Origin of the sequence: Actinomycetospora rhizophila (assembly GCF_042657905.1) — a bacterium.
GTDB lineage: Bacteria > Actinomycetota > Actinomycetes > Mycobacteriales > Pseudonocardiaceae > Actinomycetospora > Actinomycetospora rhizophila.
The window spans coordinates 110,845-130,594 of record NZ_JBHSKG010000013.1 but is presented as its reverse complement, the minus strand read 5'-3'; the positions used below and the strand labels follow the sequence as shown (position 1 = coordinate 130,594).

General features: G+C 70.9%; 21 protein-coding genes and 1 riboswitch. Of the genes, 6 read left to right on the top strand and 15 right to left on the bottom strand.

What is annotated here, in order from left to right; genetic code table 11:
* Window positions 1-12: 12 nt before the first annotated feature.
* From ACFPK1_RS22460 to ACFPK1_RS22435, 6 genes are all read right to left on the bottom strand, one after another.
* Entirely contained in the window at window positions 13-210 is a 198-nt protein-coding gene (locus ACFPK1_RS22460; protein ID WP_378023172.1) for an SHOCT domain-containing protein, read from the bottom strand.
* Window positions 211-287: 77 nt separating this feature from the next.
* Window positions 288-617, bottom strand: coding sequence for a rhodanese-like domain-containing protein (locus tag ACFPK1_RS22455; protein ID WP_378023171.1), 330 nt, complete (start codon window positions 615-617; stop codon window positions 288-290).
* A gap of 62 nt (window positions 618-679) precedes the next feature.
* Window positions 680-1,483 (bottom strand): sulfite exporter TauE/SafE family protein, encoded by an 804-nt coding sequence (locus ACFPK1_RS22450; RefSeq protein ID WP_378023170.1) that lies wholly within the window; start codon window positions 1,481-1,483, stop codon window positions 680-682.
* On the bottom strand, window positions 1,480-2,136 hold the full coding sequence (locus ACFPK1_RS22445; RefSeq protein WP_378023169.1) for a rhodanese-like domain-containing protein: 657 nt from the start codon (window positions 2,134-2,136) through the stop codon (window positions 1,480-1,482). Before ACFPK1_RS22445 ends, ACFPK1_RS22450 begins: the two co-directional genes overlap by 4 nt.
* 146 nt (window positions 2,137-2,282) lie before the next feature.
* On the bottom strand, window positions 2,283-3,656 hold the full coding sequence (locus ACFPK1_RS22440) for a rhodanese-like domain-containing protein (RefSeq protein ID WP_378023168.1): 1,374 nt from the start codon (window positions 3,654-3,656) through the stop codon (window positions 2,283-2,285).
* A 69-nt stretch (window positions 3,657-3,725) separates the two neighbouring features.
* Window positions 3,726-3,992, bottom strand: coding sequence for a metal-sensitive transcriptional regulator (locus ACFPK1_RS22435; protein WP_274202261.1), 267 nt, complete (start codon window positions 3,990-3,992; stop codon window positions 3,726-3,728).
* 134 nt (window positions 3,993-4,126) lie between these two features.
* Here ACFPK1_RS22435 and ACFPK1_RS22430 point away from each other — a divergent pair, with 134 nt between their 5' ends.
* Complete coding sequence (locus tag ACFPK1_RS22430) at window positions 4,127-4,528, top strand: DUF302 domain-containing protein (RefSeq protein ID WP_378023167.1); 402 nt, start codon at window positions 4,127-4,129, stop codon at window positions 4,526-4,528.
* Between the two features lie 532 nt (window positions 4,529-5,060).
* Here the strand turns inward: ACFPK1_RS22430 and ACFPK1_RS22425 are convergent.
* Window positions 5,061-6,731, bottom strand: coding sequence for a helicase HerA domain-containing protein (locus tag ACFPK1_RS22425; protein WP_378023166.1), 1,671 nt, complete (start codon window positions 6,729-6,731; stop codon window positions 5,061-5,063).
* Window positions 6,732-7,599: 868 nt separating this feature from the next.
* Window positions 7,600-8,460: an alpha/beta fold hydrolase gene (locus ACFPK1_RS22420; RefSeq protein ID WP_378023165.1), complete on the bottom strand. Its 861-nt coding sequence runs from the start codon at window positions 8,458-8,460 to the stop codon at window positions 7,600-7,602.
* A gap of 273 nt (window positions 8,461-8,733) precedes the next feature.
* Between ACFPK1_RS22420 and ACFPK1_RS22415 the strand changes: the two genes are divergently transcribed.
* On the top strand, window positions 8,734-8,967 hold the full coding sequence (locus ACFPK1_RS22415; protein WP_378023164.1) for a hypothetical protein: 234 nt from the start codon (window positions 8,734-8,736) through the stop codon (window positions 8,965-8,967).
* Between the two features lie 13 nt (window positions 8,968-8,980).
* The gene (locus ACFPK1_RS22410; protein WP_378023163.1) at window positions 8,981-10,174 is read left to right on the top strand and encodes an FAD-dependent monooxygenase; all 1,194 of its coding nucleotides are present in this window, start codon (window positions 8,981-8,983) and stop codon (window positions 10,172-10,174) included.
* Here ACFPK1_RS22410 and ACFPK1_RS22405 read toward each other — a convergent pair.
* A complete protein-coding gene (locus tag ACFPK1_RS22405; RefSeq protein ID WP_378023162.1) occupies window positions 10,126-10,500 on the bottom strand; it encodes an MmcQ/YjbR family DNA-binding protein in 375 nt (124 codons plus the stop codon). The two genes, ACFPK1_RS22410 and ACFPK1_RS22405, sit on opposite strands and share 49 nt — an antisense overlap.
* Window positions 10,501-10,578: 78 nt before the next feature.
* Window positions 10,579-10,649: riboswitch (guanidine-III (ykkC-III) riboswitch) on the top strand.
* Window positions 10,650-10,661: 12 nt separating this feature from the next.
* On the opposite strand from ACFPK1_RS22405, the gene ACFPK1_RS22400 reads away from it, so the two are divergent.
* The gene (locus ACFPK1_RS22400; RefSeq protein WP_378023161.1) at window positions 10,662-10,976 is read left to right on the top strand and encodes a DMT family transporter; all 315 of its coding nucleotides are present in this window, start codon (window positions 10,662-10,664) and stop codon (window positions 10,974-10,976) included.
* Window positions 10,977-10,979: 3 nt separating this feature from the next.
* Here ACFPK1_RS22400 and ACFPK1_RS22395 read toward each other — a convergent pair whose 3' ends face one another.
* Window positions 10,980-12,122 carry an agmatinase family protein gene (locus ACFPK1_RS22395; RefSeq protein ID WP_378023160.1) on the bottom strand — a complete coding sequence of 381 codons (1,143 nt, stop codon included), beginning with the start codon at window positions 12,120-12,122 and terminating at the stop codon, window positions 10,980-10,982.
* Window positions 12,119-13,630, bottom strand: coding sequence for an APC family permease (locus tag ACFPK1_RS22390; RefSeq protein ID WP_378023159.1), 1,512 nt, complete (start codon window positions 13,628-13,630; stop codon window positions 12,119-12,121). The genes ACFPK1_RS22395 and ACFPK1_RS22390 overlap by 4 nt, the downstream gene beginning before the upstream one ends.
* A 187-nt stretch (window positions 13,631-13,817) precedes the next feature.
* Here ACFPK1_RS22390 and ACFPK1_RS22385 point away from each other — a divergent pair, with 187 nt between their 5' ends.
* Complete coding sequence (locus ACFPK1_RS22385; RefSeq protein ID WP_378023158.1) at window positions 13,818-14,624, top strand: GntR family transcriptional regulator; 807 nt, start codon at window positions 13,818-13,820, stop codon at window positions 14,622-14,624.
* Here the strand turns inward: ACFPK1_RS22385 and ACFPK1_RS22380 are convergent.
* From ACFPK1_RS22380 to ACFPK1_RS22370, 3 genes are read right to left on the bottom strand one after another with little or no spacing between them, the layout of a single operon-like run.
* Window positions 14,621-14,863: a helix-turn-helix domain-containing protein gene (locus ACFPK1_RS22380; protein ID WP_378023248.1), complete on the bottom strand. Its 243-nt coding sequence runs from the start codon at window positions 14,861-14,863 to the stop codon at window positions 14,621-14,623. The two genes, ACFPK1_RS22385 and ACFPK1_RS22380, sit on opposite strands and share 4 nt — an antisense overlap.
* Window positions 14,860-15,327, bottom strand: coding sequence for a DUF2975 domain-containing protein (locus ACFPK1_RS22375; RefSeq protein ID WP_378023157.1), 468 nt, complete (start codon window positions 15,325-15,327; stop codon window positions 14,860-14,862). Before ACFPK1_RS22375 ends, ACFPK1_RS22380 begins: the two co-directional genes overlap by 4 nt.
* A 39-nt stretch (window positions 15,328-15,366) precedes the next feature.
* Window positions 15,367-16,200 carry an intradiol ring-cleavage dioxygenase gene (locus ACFPK1_RS22370; RefSeq protein WP_378023156.1) on the bottom strand — a complete coding sequence of 278 codons (834 nt, stop codon included), beginning with the start codon at window positions 16,198-16,200 and terminating at the stop codon, window positions 15,367-15,369.
* 305 nt (window positions 16,201-16,505) lie between these two features.
* Between ACFPK1_RS22370 and ACFPK1_RS22365 the strand changes: the two genes are divergently transcribed.
* Window positions 16,506-17,900 (top strand): FAD-binding oxidoreductase, encoded by a 1,395-nt coding sequence (locus ACFPK1_RS22365; RefSeq protein WP_378023155.1) that lies wholly within the window; start codon window positions 16,506-16,508, stop codon window positions 17,898-17,900.
* A gap of 11 nt (window positions 17,901-17,911) precedes the next feature.
* Here the strand turns inward: ACFPK1_RS22365 and ACFPK1_RS22360 are convergent, their stop codons facing one another.
* On the bottom strand, window positions 17,912-19,552 hold the full coding sequence (locus ACFPK1_RS22360; protein ID WP_378023154.1) for a dihydroxyacetone kinase family protein: 1,641 nt from the start codon (window positions 19,550-19,552) through the stop codon (window positions 17,912-17,914).
* Window positions 19,553-19,750: the final 198 nt, after the last annotated feature.

Here is a 19,750-nt window from a genome sequence, read left to right as displayed (position 1 = left end):
GAGCGGGGTGGCTCATGACAGCTGGTCGCGTCGGCGCTGGTACTCGGCGTCGTCGATCTCGCCGCGGGCGTAGCGCTGGTCGAGGAGCTCGCGGGCGGTGGGCCCGGAGCTCGCGACCCCGCGTCGGCGGCTGAGGGCGATGACGCCGATGGCGAGCACGATCAGCCCGATGATGATCAGTGTGGGCCACAGCCAGCCCAGCATTCCCATCGAACCCATCATGGTGGTTGCTCCTTTGGGGAGATGGTGCGCTGTGGTGCGCCTGGGACCTCGGTCCCGGAGTCGGTTCAGCGGCGTCCGGTCTCGGTGGGTCGGCCGGACTCGCTCCAGCCGGAGGTGCCGCCGGTGACGGAGACGGCGTCGATGTCGGCTCGCAGGAGTTGCTGGACGGCTTGCGCGCTTCGACGCCCGGACTGGCAGACGACGTGGACGGGCCGGTCGGGTGGGACGTCGCCGAGGCGCTGGTCGAGCTCGGAGAGCGGGATCAGCACGGCGCCGGGGATGTGGGCGTCGGCGTACTCATCCGGGTTGCGCACGTCGAGCACGCGCCCGCCGGAGGCGAGGTGGCGGTCCAGCTCGTCGACGGTGGTCTCCGGGGTGGTGTCGGGGGTGGTCATTCGAGTCCTTTCGGGGTTCGTCGTCGGGTGGAGTAGCGGTGGTGGTGACGTCTGCGGCCGGCTCAGGTGAGTAGCTCGATGACGGTGTCGGTGGCGATGCCAGCGGCGACGAGGAGTACGAGGACCGCGAAGCCGCGGCGCAGGGTCTGGGCGGGGAGTCGGCGGGCGAGGTGCCCGGCGGGCAGAGACGCGACGATCGCGGCGAGGGCGAAGGTGCCGATGAGGGCCCAGTTCATCGGGGGCCCGCTACCGGCGGGGGCGGTGAGGTAGGGGATAAGGCCTGCGACAGCGTTGATGGTGACCACGACGAGGGAGGTGGCGACCGCGGTGGGTGTGCGCAGGCCGAGCGCGACGATGAGCGCGGGGACCAGCAGGAAGCCGCCACCGACCCCGAGCAGGCCGGTCAGGAAACCGACGGCCAGCCCGGTCAGCACGGCCCGGGGCAGGCAGCGCCGCCAGGCCACCCCGCCCTCAGGGAGCTCGCACACCCCGCCGCCCTCGCCGGTACCGCGCAGCATGCGCACGCCCGCGGCGACCATGATCGCGGCGAAGGCGAGCATGAGCCATCGCTGGTCAAGGTGGCGGTTGACCACGCCGCCGGCCAGGGCGGTGGGGACGCCGGCCGTCCCGATGATCGCCGCGAGCCGCCAGGCGACCTCGTGGCGGGCCCGCGGGGCGACCGCCACCGCGGAGGCGGCGCCGATGACGACCAGCGACGCGGGCACGGCGGCGGCCAGTGGCAGTCCCAGGCCGTAGACCAGGGCGGGAACGGCGAGGATGCCCCCGCCGCCGCCCACCAGGCCGAGCAGGGCCCCGATGACCAGCCCGAACACCGCGGCGAGCACGGCGGTCAGGGCCATCGTCATCGCCTCCGCGGCCTCGAGGCGGCGACGTCGCCGAGCTGGGTGAGGCTCTCGGTGGCGGTGGGTTCCGGGGTGGCCTGGTTGATCGGCAACCGCGAGAGCAGCCGGCCCATCGCGCAGGTGTCGGTGAGCGCGGAGAAGGTCAGGCCGGCGCCGACACCAGTAGCGAGCAGCCGTGCCCTCGGCGAGAGGTAACGCCCGGCGGCGAGCCCGACGAGCACGAGGGACCCGGCGGCGAGGCGGACCTGGCGCTCGAGGGCCCAGGTGCGGCGTCCGCGCACGACGTCGCCACCGGCTGCGGTGTATGCGGGTACTCCGCCGTCGAGCACGCGGGCGTTGTCGAAGCCGGCCGCGAGCAGGCGCTGGCGGGCCTGCTCGGCGCGGACCCCGGACTGGCAGACCAGCACCACCGGCGTGCCCTCGTCCGGCGTGCCGGGTGTCTGCGAGCTGTCGAGCTGGCGGACCAGCTGCTCGGTGTGCTCGGACAGGATGGGCAACGGCACGTGGTGGGAGCCGCGGATGTGCAGCGCTTCGTACTCGGCGGCGCTGCGTACGTCCACGACGACAGGCGCGGCGGAGCGCTCGACGACCTCTGGTCGCATCCAAGCGGTCAGCGTCGGAGCGGTCAGCGTCTCCGGGGTGGCGGAGGCGGCCATGGAAACGGTTCCTCTCGGTGCAAATGCTCGTTGGGGATGACGGGCCGGAGTGCTCGCGCCAGCGGGAGGGCGACCCGGGATGGCCGGGCCGCCCTCGCTGCGCCGAACGCGGGTGGTCCGCGGAGCTCCGGGTGGCGCGGATGCGGCTACCGGCCGCCAGTGGTGATGGGCAGGCCAGCGTCGGCGGCGTTCGCCCACTCGTCGTTGATCACCACGAGGTGTCGCTCCTTGTCGTCGCCGGCGGCGAGCAGCGAGGCGGCAACCGAGGCGCGGTAGCCCGAGCCGCAATAGACCCAGACCTCGCCCTGGGTGGGGACCTCGTCGCGGCGGGCGGGAAGCTCGTGCAGCGGGATGTGCACCGAGCCGCGGACGCCGCCGCTGGCGCGCTCGCCGTCGGTGCGGGCGTCGATGACGAACACCCGGTCGGGGTCGCGCTCGGCCAGCCCGGCGAAGTCCGAGACCGGGTAGGACTCGAGGGCCTGCCCGTCGGCGAGCTCGTCGATGCTGCCGGTGGCGGCGGCCATGCGGTCGATGCCGATGCGCACGAGCTCGCGCTGGGCCTCGGCGACCTGCTCGGGGCTCTCGCCGATCAACGTCAGTTCCTGGTCGAACGGGAAGAGCCAGCCCAGGTAGGTCACGAACGGCTGCGCGAGCTGGAAGGACAGCGACCCGGGCAGGTGCCCGGCCGCGAACGCGGTGCGGTCACGCAGGTCGGCGACCCACTGCCCGGCCTCGAGGCGACGCCGCAGCTCAGTCGTGTCGACCCGTTCGGGTGCGGAGAGGTCGGCCGGGGCGGGACCGGCGGCGTTGGTCGGGCCCATGCGGGCGTAGTAGGCGGGGTAGGCGCCGAGCCCGGCGATGAGGTCGTCGACGAACTGCTGCTCGTCCTTGGTCAGCGCGGGGTTGGCGTCGGCCTCCTCGCCGATGGTGGAGCTGTCGGCGCCGGAGGCGGGGGTGCCGGCGCAGAAGCTGCCGAACCCGTGGGTCGGGTACACCGCGGCCTCGGCGGGGAGCTCGTCGACCAGGCGGCGCACCGAGTGGTACTGGGCGTGGGTGAGCTCGTCGGTGTCGGCGGGGGAGACCAGGTCGGTGCGGCCGGTGGTGCCGTAGAGCAGCGAGCCTCCCGTGAACACCGCCTGCACCCGCCCGTCGGCGTCGGTCAGGGCGTAGGACAGGTGGTGGTGGGTGTGTCCGGGGGTCGCGATCGGGCGCAGCCGCATCGACCCGACGACGATCTCATCGCCCTCGGAGACCGGTGTCCGCTCGAACCCGACCTCGTCGCGGGCATCCACGAGGTACGCGGCACCGGTGCGCTCGGCCAGATCGAGGCCGCCGGTCAGGTAGTCGTTGTGGATGTGGGTCTCGGCGACGTGGGTGACCCGCACGCCCAGCTGCTCGACCAGCTCGGTGACGCGGTCGATGTCGCGCTGCGGGTCGACCACCAGGGCGACCTCGCCGTCGTGGGCCAGGTAGCTGCGGTCGCCCAGCCCGGGGGTGGCGATCGTCTGGATGTCGATCATCTTGGTTCCCTACCCGGTAGGGTATATCCTACCGTTACGTCGATCTCGGGACGAGAGGGCGAGCGATGGTCAGGCCAGCGAGAGGAACAGACGTTCCATCTCGGCGACGTCGACCGCGCGCTCGCCCTCGTCGTTCTCGGTCATGCAGTGCCGCAGGCCGGTGGCGATGATCTTGAAGCCTGCCTTGTCCAGAGCCCGGGCTGCGGCGGCGAGCTGGGTGACCACGTCCTTGCACTCCCGACCGTCCTCGATCATGCGGATGATCCCGCTGATCTGGCCCTCGACCCGGCGCAGCCGGCTCACCACGTCGCTCAGCTCGCTGGCCTGCACCTGCATGGCTGTCTCCGTCTCTGGACATCCCCACGGTGGGTCCGTGGGCTTGCCCCTCGCACAACCAAGGTACCCCTGGGGGTATTTCGTCCAGTCTGTGACCCCGACCACCCGAACAACAATCAGGAGAGGCATCCGCTGTGCAGATCGCCCACACGGTCGAGGTCGACCTCGACCACCAACAAGCCATCGACGCCGTCACCGCCGCCCTGGCCGACCAGGGTTTCGGTGTCCTCACCACCATCGACATCAAGGCCACCCTTGCGGCAAAGCTCGGCCAACAGGTCGACGACTACACCATCCTCGGCGCCTGCAACCCCCGCCTCGCCCACGCCGCGCTCAGCGCCAGCCCCGAGGTCGGCCTCCTGCTGCCCTGCAACGTCACCGTCCGTCGCGCCGACGACCGCACCATCGTCCAGGCCGTCGACCCCGGTGCTCTGCTCGGTATGGCCGCCGGTGACGACGCCGAGCTCGGTGACACTGCCGCCGATGCCGGCAAACGACTCCGAGCCGCGCTCGACACCCTGAGTCGTAGCTCTTGACATGACCTGAACCGGCCAGACGAGACGAGTATCCAATGTCTGGTGAGGACTTTCTTTACGTCTTCAAGCCGGCCCTGACGGGCCGGACCGGGCGGCCTCGCAGCCGGCACGCCTCTACCTTCGGCCCGGCGGCCGGCGCGGGCACGCCCGGCCATACCCTTAGACCAGCAGTAGACGCACAAGCCTCCCCGGACGCGAGGCAGCTCAGGGCCGCGCGGCCAAGAACATCAACCGGGAACCGCCTCCGGCGGTGCTCAACGACGAGGCGTCGGCGCGAGCTTGACCGGCCGTCCCTCGCCAGCAAGGGCCGCAAACCATCTTGCCCGGCGACATCACGAGGAATGGCCGTCCGGCAGGACGGGCCGTTCAAGATCGTTTGCTTCCTCCCTTGCTGGCGAGCCTCCGACGGCCGAAGCGCCCGCGTGCGCGGTGGAGCCAAGAACGGGCCCCACCCACCACGCGCCGACGCCGCGTAATCCTGGCGCCGAATTGATCGACATGTCGAGGCAGGAGACATATCGCGTTATGGCTACTACGACAGGGCACTCGGAGGATCAACTTCCACGATAACCGGACTGTCGCAGTTGAAGGCGGGTCCTACACAGAGCATCTCATGCCTGCCCAGAGAGGGAACGACATCTCGCACAATCGGCCCGCCAACTGTTTCGAGATAACTTAGAGAAGTGTCGTCGACGGTACGAAAAACCGCGTAGCTTTCACACTGACTCAGCACGGACTTCGAGAGCACGGCTGTTCTCTGGGTGACCATTAGGAAGGATAGGGCGTACTTACGCGCCTGCATCACCATGCGTGCAGTGTCGTTCACGTGGTCCAAGTTAGGCCGAGCGCAGAAGTTGAACTCAGGGACGAACGTGTGCGCCTCCTCCATGCATATCACACGCGAGAGCGGCAACTGACCAGAGGCGTACTCGTTGTAGGCAACGGTCATCGCATCTTCTACGAGTTTCTTTGCCTGCTTCGGCTCCTCGCCTCGCGGCTCATAAACCCAGGTTCCGGTTGACCCAAAGTCTCCACCCTCCCAAGAGCTCATTCCGAGACGTTGGACATATTCGCCAGTTGTGTCAACCGCAAGTACGAACTTAGAAGACCCCAAGCTCCGACAAACCTCAGACACCAGTGTGGTCTTGCCCATGCCGGACATCCCGACCACAGCGATGTGTCCACTCACAACGGCGTCGCCGGTGATTCCGATCGGGAATTCAGTGCCTTTTACCTTCCCAATCCGATGGTATCCACCGGGAAGCGTAGAAGTAACCAAACTGGACGGCCGCCTGACTGAAGAGTGAGCGGGCGGCAGCTCGGGAGCCACTCGCAGATGGCCGTTCTCGTTTTCACCGAGGAGGGTGGCGGAAGTGCGAGCCGTTACTGTCTTGCTGCCACTCCATGATTCATCAACAAGCCGCATTCCGCTAACCTGGTAAAGCCGATCCCCCTCACGAAATCCGACGACTAGGGGATCGCCAATAGCAAGCGGTTCAACTTCATCAAACAGTACCGATGTTGGAGTCGAGCCGGCAGCCACAAGACCAACCACGGCTGGGTGAGTCGCAGTTGCTTGCAGATCGATATGAGAGCCAATCTTGGCGGTCAGTACGTGAGATTCGCTCTCCATAACAAGAACTGCCCTCGACCTACCTTCACCCGGAAGTAGCGCGACAACCGCAGCGCGAATCTCGGAGGCTCCGCTTCCTAGCAGTACTGCGTCCCCAGTTTCGACCGAGTCTCCGACATTGCTGACCACGATCATCGAGGGCGAGCGGGCATCGACGATCTGCACCAATTCCCTCGACTGATCCTTAGATCGCCTCCAGAGCGTCGTCCAGTCTACGGATAAGCTGACGACCAGAAGGAGAGTTCCAACTATCAATGGCACCCCTCCGACCTGGTCTGCGGAGATTCGACTAACTCCCTCGAGGATAAGAGCCGAACCACCGAGAAGAACCACGCGACCTGCCCTAGTTGACAGCTGGTAGCAGGCCGACTTGAGAAATGAGGGTGGTCGAACGACTGACGGGTAAATAGCGATGACCATCAACGCGAGCACTGCCCACAAATACACATTCCACAGCTGAGGGAGACTATCTTTGTTCGCCGAGAAATAGGCGGCGACCGAGGCTGCACTATTTACTATTGCGTCTTGGGGCTTGGTAATGAAGGGCTCCACGAATGTCGCCCCGATCACTACTGCAGCTCCTACGTAGAACCACCATTGTGCCCAGATGTTCAGGTCAGCGAATAGACCTAAGCCTGTAAACGCCAGGAACCCAACGCTGGCCGGGACAAGGCGCGCCCAAACTGGCACTGAAACAACCCCCCTGAGGATCTTTGACGCACGATTATCGCCGTGCGGTCGCAGGTGTTACGGGTAGTGGGCCACTCTGGGGCGAGCGCCGAGCGGCCCCGCGTGCCACCGGGGCGTCTCGCTCGGTCTCCTCCTTCGACTCAGAGTCCGGGGCGCTTGCCATGGCTCGCGCATACGCTCGCCTATGTGCGAGAGCGGCAGCATGGGCGCTCTCGGGCACGGACTTCCGGGTCCCGGCGGCACGTAGCGGACCGTCGCCGCGCCCGCTCACAACCGACGAGCGTCAGCCAGAAGGTATTGCCGGTCCCGAGGGCGATCACTGTGGAGTTGGCAAGGATCATGTCCCCAGCGGCCCGCGTGCGACTAATGTGCGATTAGGGGCGGTCAGCCGGAGTTATCACAGGCAGCACCAGCTGGGTGTCGACCGGGGCAGCCCACGTAGTCGCTCCCCCACGCGGCCTTTCCAAGCTGGGGCTCGGCCCACATTGCGATCGACCTCCGGGGCACAGCGGGGGCACGGGAGCCCTCGACGGGCCGCGAGACGGCCAGATACGACAGAAGGTCAACGCGCAGGTCACCACCAGGATCAGCCCGTTTCCCCTGGTCGTCCTCGACCCCTGAACACGCTCCGGCTTACAGGCCGACTCGTCCGCCCCGCACCCCGCCCGACGAGGAGCGGACTCCTGATCTTTCGGACCCTGCGGTCTTTCGCGGTCTCGGACGGCTCCGGCTACCGGCCCGTCAGGGCCTACTTGCTCGCTTGCACGATGGCGCCGGCGAAGATGTCGGGCGCCTCGACCGGGACGAAGTGACCGACCCCGTCCACGAGCTGCACGGTGACCTGCGCGAAGAACTCTCCGAGGCGGTCGGACCAGGCGCGCAGGAACAGGGGGTCGTGCTCGGCCCACAGGAACGTCGTGGGGACCATGATCTTCTCGTCGGGGACCGTCTCGCCCAGGTAGCGCGCCACGACGCTTCCGGCCGCTCGGTAGTACCCGATCGAAGCAACGAACGCGCCGGCGGGGCCGTACGCCGACGTCAGGTGCTCGAGCCGGGCGGCGTCCACGATGAAGTCAGGGCCGGACCAGTGCGTCCAGAAGTACTCCAGATAGTCCCGCACAGCGTCCGGTTTCCCGTCGAGGAGCTTCTCGGCCAGGTCGAGATGATGGAAGGACTGATACCAGAACTCGCGAAACGGACCTTCGCTGAGGATCCGTGACCCGACGCCTGGAGCTGGTGGCGTGATGACCATGGCGCTGAGCAGGTCGGGCCTGTCCTTCGCGAGCTGCTGACCGACCCTGCTGCCGATGTCGTAACCGCCCAGCACGACGTGGGAGAGCCCCAGCTCGTCGATCAGTCCCGCGACACTGCGGGCCTGGGCCACCAGGCTGTAGTAGTCGCCGGGGTCGCGGAGGTGCTTGTCCGAGGCGCCGAAACCGCGCAGGTCCGGCACGACGACGTCGAACTCGTCCCCGAGCCTCTCGGCGACGGATGCCATGTCTGTCCGGTCCCCGGGCCAACCATGGAGCAGGACCACCGGCGGCCGACCAACCGATCCCAGACGGTCGAAGCTCAGGGTGAACCCATCGACCGGGGCTCCCGTCGGCATCGAGAACACGCTCCTTCCAGCAACGCTTGCCCGCGGCCCGAGCCGCGAGCCGACGCACGCTCTCGCGCGCCGAGCGACCCACCATCGACGATCACCTTCCGCGAACTCTAGTGGCCGGACGGGCAACAACCGTCAAGATCAAGCCACTCCCGCACACCGGCCGGGCTCGTCACCCAGCACCACGAGCACCTCCGCCGCGGGATCCAACGAGGACTGTCACCCGGGGGCCAACTGGGGACCACAGCGGGTCCACGCGGAGTTACGGTGCCGCGCATGGACAGATCCACCCTCGACACGCTGCGACGCCTCCTCGTGGCGGCGGTGCTCGTGAGCGCCGGGACCTTCGGAGTGCTCGTCTCCATGGCCTTCGACGCCGGGGCCGACCTGTTCGCGTGGATCGTCGTGGTCCTCGCCTTCGTCGCGCTCGCCCTGGTCGGGCAGGCCCGGCGCCTGGTCGACCGCGTCGAGGTCCCGTCGTCGACGACCGTCGACGCGCCGAACGTCTGAGCGGGGGAGCACGGTGGGCGGCACCAGGGTGTTGGTGGCGGGGGCGAGCATCGCCGGGCCCGCGGCGGCCCACTGGCTGACCCGACGGGGCGCCGAGGTGACCGTGGTGGAGCGGGCCCCCGCGCTGCGTCCCGGCGGGCAGGCGGTCGACGCGCGTGGGGTGGCCAGGGACGTCATCGTCCGGATGGGGCTGGACGTGCCGGTGCGCGCGGCCCGCACCCCGACCGCCGGCGCCCACACCGTCGACGTCGACGGGAACGTGCTCGAGACCTTCCGCGCGGACGACGACGGCGGCGACGGGTTCATCGCGGACATCGAGATCCTGCGCGGGGACCTGTCCCGGGTGCTCCACGACGACACGCAGGACCGCGTCGAGTACGTCTTCGGCGACCGCATCGCCGAGCTCACCCAGGACGCGGACGGGGTCGACGTCGCCTTCGCAGGGGGCGACCGGCGCCGCTTCGACCTGGTGATCGGCGCCGACGGTCTGCACTCGTCGCTGCGGGCGATGGCCTTCGGGCCGCATGACCGGTTCGTCCGCCACCTCGGCCACGTGCTCGCCTTCTACAGCGTGCCCAACGAGTTCGAGCTGGACGACTGGCTGATCGACTGCCAGGAGGCCGCCACCGGGCGCTCCGCGGGCCTGAGGCCCATCCGGGACGCCACCCGGGCGATGGCGATGTTCTCCTTCCCCTCGCCCGACGTCGGCTTCGACCACCGTGACGTCGCGGCCCAGAAGCGCCTGCTGCGCGAGCGCATGGACGGCTTCGGCTGGTGGAGCCCGCGGATCCTGGCGCACCTCGACGACACCCCGGACTTCTACCTCGACCAGGTCGCCCAGGTGGTGATGGACCGCTGGTCGACCGGGCGGGTGGGGCTGATCGGCGACGCCGCGTTCAGCTCGTCGCCGATGTCCGGGCAGGGCACCGGGATCGCCCTGGTCGGTGCGTACGTGCTGGCCGGGGAGCTGGCCGCCGCCGGCTGGGACCCGGAGGCCGGGTTGGCCGGCTACGAGGCGCGCATGCGTGCCTTCGTCGAGGACAACCAGCAGATCGGCCGGTGGAACGCGGAGAGCCGGATCCCCGGCGCGACGACGGACCCGTCCGAGTGGGACATGGCGGTGATCGAGCGCGCGATCAACGGCATCGAGCTGCCCGACTACGCCGGGGCGCCGGAGCCCGGACCGTCGGGGTGGGCGAGGTCGTAGGCGCGGGCGAGCTTCTTCGGCACGACCATGCGCCAGGCGTCGACCACGAACTCGCGCGCCTCGGCCGGGTCGAGGGCGGCGAGGTCCGACTCGACCCAGTGGAAGCGCAGGTCCGAGGCGCGCGGCAGGTGGAAACGGTCCGGCTGGCCCTCGACGAGCGCCGCCCGCTCGTCCTTCGGGAACGCGAAGCCCATCCGCGTCTCGTCGCGGGAGAACGCGACGTAGACGATCTGCCCGACGCGGAACTTCAGGCAGCCGCGCACGACCACCGGGTACGAGCGCTCCAGGCTCGAGCCCAGCGCCCGCACGTCCTCGACGTCGGCCACGATGCCGAGCCTGCCCCCGGGAGACCAGCCTCACCAGCACCCGCCTGGCCTCGCCGCCGCCCGGTTGCGATCATGAGGTCGTCGCCCCGAGGACGCGGGGTACCTGGACGAGCGGCGCCGTACCCAGACCACGACAAGACGGCAGCCCTGCGAGGTCCGTCATGGCGTGGATCGTGCTCGTCGTGTCCGGGGTGCTGGAGGCCGTGTGGGCCACCGCCCTCGGCAGGACCGCCGGGTTCTCCCGGCTCACCCCCTCGATCGTCTTCGTCGTCGGCCTGGTGCTCTCGATGGTCGGCCTGGCGTACGCGATGCGCTCGCTCCCCACCGGTACCGCTTACGCGGTGTGGGTCGGGATCGGCGCGGCGCTCACCGTCGCCTACGCGATGCTCAGCGGCGACGAGGCGGCGTCGCCGCTCAAGATCGTCCTGCTGCTCGGCGTCGTCGGCTGCGTGGTCGGGCTCAAGGTGCTGTCCTGACCGTCAGGACCCGTCGCCGGGGGCGCGCGTGCCCAGCTTGCCCTCGGCGACGAGGACGCCCAGCACGTCCATGATCGCGCGGCAGCCGAGCTGGGCGGTGGAGTCGCTGGTGTCGTAGGGCGGGGAGATCTCGATGACCTCCATGCCGCAGATGCCCTCGCGCGCGATCGTGCGCAGGGCGTGCAGCGCCTCGCGGGGGAGCAGCCCGCCGGGCTCGGGCGAGCCGGTGCCCGGGGCGATCCCGCCGTCGACCGAGTCGATGTCGAACGAGAGGAACACCGCTGCGGCGTCCTTCCACGCCACCTCGAGCGCGATCTCGACGGCCTTGTCGATGCCCAGCTTCTCGACGTCGCCGATGGTCATCACCGTGGTGTCGCGCTCGTAGGCCACCGAGAGGCCGGGCCGCGAGCCGTACCAGCCCCCGATGCCGATCTGCACGAGGTTCTCGGGCGGCACGTTCGGGATGTTCGTGGCATGGAACCAGTGCGTCGTGTGCATGCGCTCGTCCATGTCGCGCTCTTGGATGTCGATGTGGCGGTCGAAGTGGATGATGCCGACGTTGCCGTCGACGTACTTCGAGATCGCGCGCACGTCGGGGTAGCCGATGGAGTGGTCGCCGCCGATGATCACGGGGAAGACGCCCTGGGACACGACGTGCGAGATGGCCCGGTCGATCTGGTCGAACGTCTTCTCGATGTTGGACGGGATGACGAAGACGTCCCCCGCGTCGCACAGCGCGAGCTCCTCGTCGAGGTCGACGCCGAGATCGAGGCTGTAGGAGTCGTAGACCGCGGAGATCCGCCGCACCGCCTGCGGGCCGAACCGGCAGCCCGAGCGGTAGGTCGTCCCCATGTCGAAGGGCACCCCGATGACCGCGGCGTCGTAGCGCCCGACCTCGCGGATGTCCTCGCAGTAGGGCGCCTTGAGGAAGGTGTTGATGCCGGCGAAGGCGGGCTGCGCGCCGCGCGAGAACGTGCTGATGCGCCGGTCCTGCACCGAGTCCGCGGCCTCGAGCCCGTACTCGAGACCCTGCTGCACGGCGCGGTGCTGCGCCGTCGCCGGGATCTGGGCGAGGCGCCGCAGCCCCTGCATCCCCTGCAGGGTCGAGCGGTCGAAGCCGTGGGTCTGCTCGGGGCCGTCGGTCATGCTGGCTCCTTCCCGGGGACCTGCTCCTCGGTCGACGGCTCTCCCATCGACACGCTGTTCTCGACGAACCGGCGGTCGGGGCGGCTGGCGAGGAAGTACGCCAGCCCGACCGCGCCGAAGCACGCGAGCCCGAGCAGGAACGCGTAGGTCTGCCACCACGGCAGGCCCAGGTCCCGGGGCCAGGCGATGTTCACGAGCTCGAACGTCAGCCACAGGACGGCGACGACGTTGATGACCAGGCCGGCCTTCCCGTACCCACGCTCCCCGGGTGCGCCCCGCCAGCGGCCGCGCAGACGCTGGTAGAGCAGGGCGACCACCGGGGCGAGGAACCCGACGTAGTAGGCGCCCGTGGCGAAGGCGACGAGCACCGTCAGGGCGTTGGCGTACACGAAGGCGAGCGCCGAGAGCGTGGCGACCAAGCCGACGGCGTACAGCGGCGTCTGGTTGCGGGTGGAGACCCGCCGCCACACCCGCGACAGCGGCAGCATGCCGTCGCGGGCGTAGGAGAAGACGACCCGGACACCCGTGGCCTGCACCGCGATCCCGCAGGCGATGAACGCGATCACGACGACGACCAGGAAGGGCTTGGCCGCCCACGCGCCGAGCCCGGCCACCACGGCGTCGGAGACGGGGTCGGCGGACTGCCCGCTGATCACCGCGCCGAGGTCGGGGTTGGCGAGCACCAGCGCGCACGCCGCGAGGATGTCGACCGCCCCGACGGTGATCAGCGAGACGACGATCGCGCGGGGCACCTGACGGCGCGGCTCGCGGGTCTCCTCGGCCACGCTGCCGCAGGCGTCGAAGCCGAGGATGACCCAGCCGCCGATGGCCAGCGCGGCGATGAACGCGGGCAGGAAGGGGGCGCCGTCGGGCGTCATCGAGGTGTCGACGAGGACGCCCACCGGCTGCACGCGGAACAGCGAGATCAGGAGCACGCCGATCCCGATGCTCGCCACCAGCTCGCAGGCGATGCCGATGTTGACCACCCACCGCAGCAGGTGCAGGCCCGCCGCGTTCACCGACGTGAAGATCGCCATGACGACGAGGCCGAGCAGCACGCTCTGCGCCGTCGTCGGCTCCTCCCAGCCGATCAGCTGACCGAGGAAGAACCCGCCGCCGTAGGCGACCGTGGACAGCGTGAGCACGAGCGCCCACATGTAGATCCAGCCGGCCCACCACCCGTACGCGGGCCCGACGAGCCGCCGCGACCACTGGTAGATGCCGCCGGCCAGCGGCCACCGGCTGGCCAGGTTGGCGTACACGAGCGCGACGAACATCTGGCCGAGCAGGACGATCGGCAGCACCCACACCCACGCGGGCCCGGCGGTCTGCGCGCCGAGCGCCACGACGGTGTAGAGGCCGACGATCGGGGAGATGAAGGCGAACCCGAGCGCCCAGTTGGTCCAGAAGCGCAGGACCCGGGGCAGCTCCTGGCGGTAGCCGAACTCGGAGAGCAGGCGGTCGTCCTCGGAGCTCTGCTGGGCCGGCGCCGACGTCGCTTCGTCCATGGGCCCGTCCTGTCCGGTTGCTAGAACAAGTGGGGCCGTCAGTAGAGGGGCAGCGCGAGAGGGTGTCAAGGCTTCGAGAGGCCTTTGACCAGCGCAGATGCCCCCTCCGACCGTGCTCGGAGCCTGGGGTTGTCCGGTGACTAGTTGTACGGTTGTCCCATCGACCGAGATCTGCGGGGAGCCGAGGATGGCCAGGTGGAGCGGGAAGATCCCTGCCGGCGCGGGCGCGCTTGACCGGACGAGCTTCGTGCCCCTGTACTACCAGCTGCAGGAGCTGCTGAAGCAGCACATCGAGTCCGGAACCTGGCGGCCCGGGGATGTCCTGCCGTCCGAACCGGAGCTCGCGCGGCACTTCGGTGTCAGCCGCGTCGTCGTGCGCCAGGCCCTGGCCATCCTCGAGGACGACCGCCAGATCCGGCGCGTCCGCGGGCGCGGCACCTTCGTCGCGCCCCCCAAGCGCTCGTCGCGCGCAGGCGGGCTGTCGCGCCAGCTCGGGTCGCCGGAGGCCGCCGAGGGTGGCGTCCTCATCCTCGACGTCGGCGTTCCCGTGGTCGAGCGCAGCATCCGCGAGCGGTTGGACGCCGCCGACGGCGAGGACGTCCTGCGGGTCACCTCGCTGCTGACGTTGGACGAGACCGCGCTGGCGATCGCGTACTCCTTCTTCCGCCGGGCGGACGCGGCCTGGTTGGAGGAGCGCCTGCACGTGGGGCGCCACCTGCCCGAGGGGCTGTCGCTCGCCGACCACGGCGTCGTGCTGGGCCGCTCGCAGATGTCCATCGAGACCAGCCAGTGCGGCCAGTTCGAGGCCGACCGCTTCGGGGTGCCGCACCGCACGCCCGTGTTCCTGGTCCTGTGCACCGAGTACCGGACGACGGCGACCGGCGACCGGCCCTTCGAGGTGGCCCGGGTCGAGTACCGGGGCGACGTGGTGCAGCTGCGCCTCGACACCGGCACCGACCGGGGGAGCGGGCTCGAGGCCGTCGTCGGGCGTTAGGGACCGACGGGCTGCGCCGCCGCGCTCGTCTCGTCGTCGGGCACCCAGCGCAGGACGTCGCCGGGCTGGCAGTCGAGCACGCGGCACACGGCGTCGAGGGTGGTGAAGCGGACGGCCTTGGCGCGCCCGTTCTTGAGCACGGCGACGTTCGCCGGCGTGATGCCCACCGCCTCGGCGAACTCGGCGACCGACATCTTGCGGCGCGCGAGCATGACGTCGATGTCGACGACGATCATCAGACGACCTCGTCGAGCTCGCGGCGCAGCACGGTCGCGTTCTGCAGCAGGCCGTGCATCACCAGCATGAGCAGGGCATAGGCGGTGCCGCCGATCCCGATGCCGCCGCCGATGAGGATGAGGCCGGGGGCATCGTCGATCTCGCCGTAGTGCACGCACACGGCGGCGACGAGGAGCGCGGCGGCGAGGCCGGCGGCGGTGACGACGCGGACCCAGCGGAACGCGCCGTCGTCGAAGATCGCCTCCCGGCGCACCATCCCCAGCAGCACCCACAGGGCGACCAGCCCCACCTCCAGTGCCCCGAGCGCGAGCAGGCCGAGCACGGCGTAGACCGCGAGGAACGCCGGGACCCCGGCGCCGGCGAGCTCCACGACCAGCGGCACCACGATCGCGACCTGCCCGGCGAGCGCGCTGAGCCCGATGAGGACGAGGAGCACCCGCAGGGCGGCGATGACGAGGGGACTCATGCATCGATCATCGAGCGGAAGCTATCGATAGTCAATAGGTCACCGCGGGGGTCCGCCGCTCCCGGGCGCGGTCGCCGGGTCGACGCGCACGGGGAGCGCGACGGTGTAACCGGTGGTGACGTCGCCGGTGACGGTCGCGAGCTGGCTCGCGCCGCCGTCGTCGCCGAAGACGGTGTCGCCGGCGAGGGTGACGTCCCCGAGGTTCGCGACCGACCGCTCGTACCCCGGCTGGGCGTAGACCTGCCGGCAGGTGTCCTCGGGCAGCGCGACCTGGGAGGTCGCGACGGCCCTCGCCGCGTCGGTGATGCTCGCGGGGTCGGGATAGACCTCGAGGTGCACGTGCGGCCAGCGACCCGCGTAGCAGGCGGGGACGATGCTGGTGAACCGCACGCGGCCCGCCGCGTCGGCGATCTGGACCCCGCGCAGGTAGTTCTCGCCCTCGACGCCCGGCGAGTAGAGCGAGTACCCGCCGGCGCGGTCGCAGTGCCAGACGTACACCGCGGCGCCGGCGTAGGGCTCGCCGCCCCGCGCGAGGTCGGCGACGGTCAGCTCGAGGGTCATCGGGACCCCCTCGGCGACGCCGGTCGGGCCGCCGAAGCTCGGTCGGATGTCGCTGCGCACGACCCCGCTCTGCGCCAGCACGTTGACGCCGTTGGACCCGTCGCCGGGGAAGGGCCCGGCCGTCTCCTCGGGGATCTCGCCGGGGCTCGTCGCCGCCGGTGCCGGCGGACCCCCGCACGCGGCGACGCCGAGCGCGACCGCGCCGAGCCCCAGGACGCGCAACGCCCGCCGGCGGCCGAGCGTGCCGAGGTCGAAGCCCAGTCCCTGGTCCTCGAGGTCCTCGCCGGGGCGGGGGAGCGGTCGGTCGTCCACGGGTCCTCCGTACACCTGGTCCACGGGTGATCGGGACCATGACACGCGTCCGGGCTGGGTGGCGGCTGTGGGCGTCCTGGTCGCGGGGTGTGCGCCGCGCGCTCCTCCTGATCGCTCCCGCCCGTGGGGATATCGACCCGTACCGTCAATCGCCCCGCGCGGGCGAGCCGCGCGGCCCGGCGCGCCCCCACCGTGACCCGTTCCAGGAGTGAGCCCCGTCCGCCGGGGCGGAGCGGGGTGGATCGAGGATCGGGGACAGAGCGATGACAGTGACGGCAGTTCGGCCGGACGGCTCACAGGAACAGTTGGCCGAGGACGTCCTCCAGGAACTCCAGGCGCACTTCCGCGGCGCGGTGGTGGCGCGGGACGGGGCGCCGGACACCACCGAGCCCCGCGCGGCGTGGAACGCCATGCACACGGACAGCCCGGCGATCGCGACCCGGTGCAGCGGCGCCGCCGACGTCGTCGACGCGGTGCGGTTCGCGCGCGAGCACGGTCTGCTCGTCGGTGTCCGTGGTGGCGGGCACTCGGTCGGAGGGCTCTCGACGATCCGCGACGGCATGCTCATCGACCTCTCGGCGATGCGCGGTGTCCAGGTCGACCCCGTGCGGCGGCTCGCCCACGTCCAGGGCGGGGCCCTGCTCGGCGATGTCGACCGCGAGACGCAGGCCTTCGGTCTGGCGACCCCGCTCGGGCGGGTGTCCGAGACGGGGGTCGCGGGTCTGACCCTCGGCGGGGGTTACGGCAACCTGAACTCCAAGTACGGCTTGAGCTGCGACAACGTCGTCGAGGCCCAGGTCGTGACCGCCGACGGCCGCCTCCTCACCGCCTCCGCGGACGAGAACCCCGACCTGTTCTGGGCGTTGCGCGGCGGAGGCGGCAACTTCGGGATCGTCACGTCGTTCACCTTCCGGCTCCACCCGGTCGGCCCGATCGTCGGCTTCGTCGGGACGTTCTATCCGCTCGCCGACCTCGCGGAGGTGGAGCGGCGCTGGCGGGACTACGTCGAGGACGCCCCACGGGAGGTCACCTCGTTCATCGTCACGATGACGTTCCCGGCGGCCCCCGGCATGCCCGACGTCATCCACGACCGGCCGGTGGCCATCGTCGGCGGGGTGCACTGCGGGGAGCCCGAGGCCGGGATGGGCGTCCTCCAGCCGCTGCGCGAGCTGGGGACACCCCTGTTCGACATGTCGCAGCCGATGCCGTACGACGTGATGCAGGCGTCGTTCGACGCGTTCTTCCCGCGGCAGACGCTGCGCGCCTACTGGAAGTCGCAGTACCTCGACGTCCTCCCGGACGAGGCCATCGACATCATCGCGGCTCGTGCCTCCGAGAGACCGGGACCGATGAGTCTCGTCAACACCTTCCATCTGGGCGGCGCCGTGCACGACGTCGGCACCGAGGAGACGGCGTTCCCGGAGCGGTCGGCCCCGTTCCTCGTGTCGTTCGACAGCATGTGGACCGACCCGGCGCAGGACGAGGCCGCCGTGGCGTGGACCCGGTCGGCGTGGGAGCAGATGCGGGCCTTCGGCACCGGGGCGCCGTTCCTGAACTTCACCGGGCTCGCCGACGAGCCCCTCGACGCCGGTGTCGGCGCTGCCTTCGGTCGCAACCTCGAGCGGCTCCGCCGGGTCAAGACGGCGTACGACCCGGAGAACTTCTTCCGGCTCAACAACAACGTCCTGCCCCTCGCCTGACGGGTCCCGCGTCAGGCGTCCGCGAGCGCGCGCAGGACGATGCCGACCGCCTCGGCGCCGGCGTCGCGGTGGCCGTGGGCGCGCTCGCCGAGGTAGCTCGAGCGCCCGCGCCGCGGGGTCATCGTCGCCGTCGCCTCGGCGCCCTCCTCGGCGGCGCTCGCGGCCGCGGCGATCGAGCCGGACGACGCGAGCTCGTCGGCGGCGGGGTAGAGGGCGTCGAGCAGGGTGCGGTCGCCGCGCCGGGCGCCGCCCAGGTCGGCGATGCCGTCCGCGGCGGCGCGCAGGGCCTCGTCCGGTGCGCCGCCGTCGTCGAGGTGCTCCGCGGCGTGCAGGAAGGCGGTGGCCAGGAGCGGGCCGGACGTGCCGCCGATCGCGCGCCGGACGGCGGCGGCCGCCGTCCGCAGGGTGGCCGCGGTGTCGTCGAGGTCGGTGCTGTCGAGACCCTCGAGGACGGCCGTGGCGCCGCGGGTCAGTGAGGTGCCCAGGTCGCCGTCGCCGGTCGCGGCGTCGAGCTCGGTGAGGTGGCCCTCGGCGTCCTGCACCGCCCGGCACACGCCCTCGACGGTGGCGCGCAGGCGCCCCGTGCCGTCGCCCGAGGCGGGATCGGTCTCGGTCGGCACGGACACCGTCGGCACCGGCTCGGCGGCGGGCCCGGAGAGGACGCCCGAGCCGGAGGGCCACCCCGCCGACCGGGCCGGCGCGTCGACCAGGGCGAGGCGGTCGTCGTCGACCGGCAGCAGCGCGACCGAGACCCCGGCCATGTCGATGGACGACAGGAACGTCCCCGACCAGCCCCGCTCCACGGTGACGCCGCGCTTCCCGAGGTCGTCGACGACCCGGCGCAGCACGATGGAGAGCTCCATCGGCGGCGTGGCGCCGGTGCCGTTGACCAGGGCGACGACGCGGTCGCCCGCGGTGATCCCCCGGTCGGCGCACACCGTCTCGACGAGCTCGTCGGCGAGGGCGTCGACGGGGCGCAGGGACTCCCGCCGGACGCCGGGCTCGCCGTGGATGCCGAGGCCGACCTCGATCTCGTCCTCGCCGAGCGCGAAGCCGGCCTCGCCGCCGGGCACGGTGGCCGGCGTGAGCGCGAGCCCCATCGTCCCGACGGCGTCGGCGGCCTCCCGAGCGGCCGCGGTGACCTGCTCGAGGGAGCGGCCGTCGGCGGCCGCGGCGCCCGCGACCTTGGTGACGAGCACCGTGCCGGCCAGGCCGCGGCGCCCGGCGGTCACGTCGTCGTCGGCGTCGAGGGCGACGTCGTCGGCGACCGTGATCATCGTGGCCTCGCGGCCCTCGGCCCGGGCGAGCTGCGCGGCGAGGCCGAAGTTCAGCCGGTCGCCGGTGTAGTTCATGACGATCAGCAGGGTCGGCGCGTCCACCGCGCGGATCGCCGCCAGGACGGCGTCGACGCCCGGCGAGGCGAAGACCTCGCCGCAGACCGCGCCGTCGAGGTGCCCCGGGCCGACGTAGCCGGCGAACGCGGGCTCGTGCCCGGAGCCGCCGCCCGAGAGCACGGCGACCCGGCCCGACGGGCGGTCGGTGCGCACCAGCACGCGGTGGCCGTCGACCAGCGCCGCGCCCTCGGTGACCCGGGCGACCCCGGTGAGGGACTCGTCGACGACGTCCGCGGGGTCATTGATCAGCTTCTTCATCCGCCGGGTCTTCCCGGCGCCCGGCGGTCCGGAACGGCGGGGTGATCCACGAGGCGGCGGACCGGGCGGTCCCGTTGCGTGCCCGCGCGGTGGCGAGCCGCCGCCATGTTCACTCGATCAGAGGTAGAGGGTCTATCGCGAGTCACCGAGCCGACCCTCTATGGTGACCAACGCTGTGACGCGTGTGGTTCCTGTGAC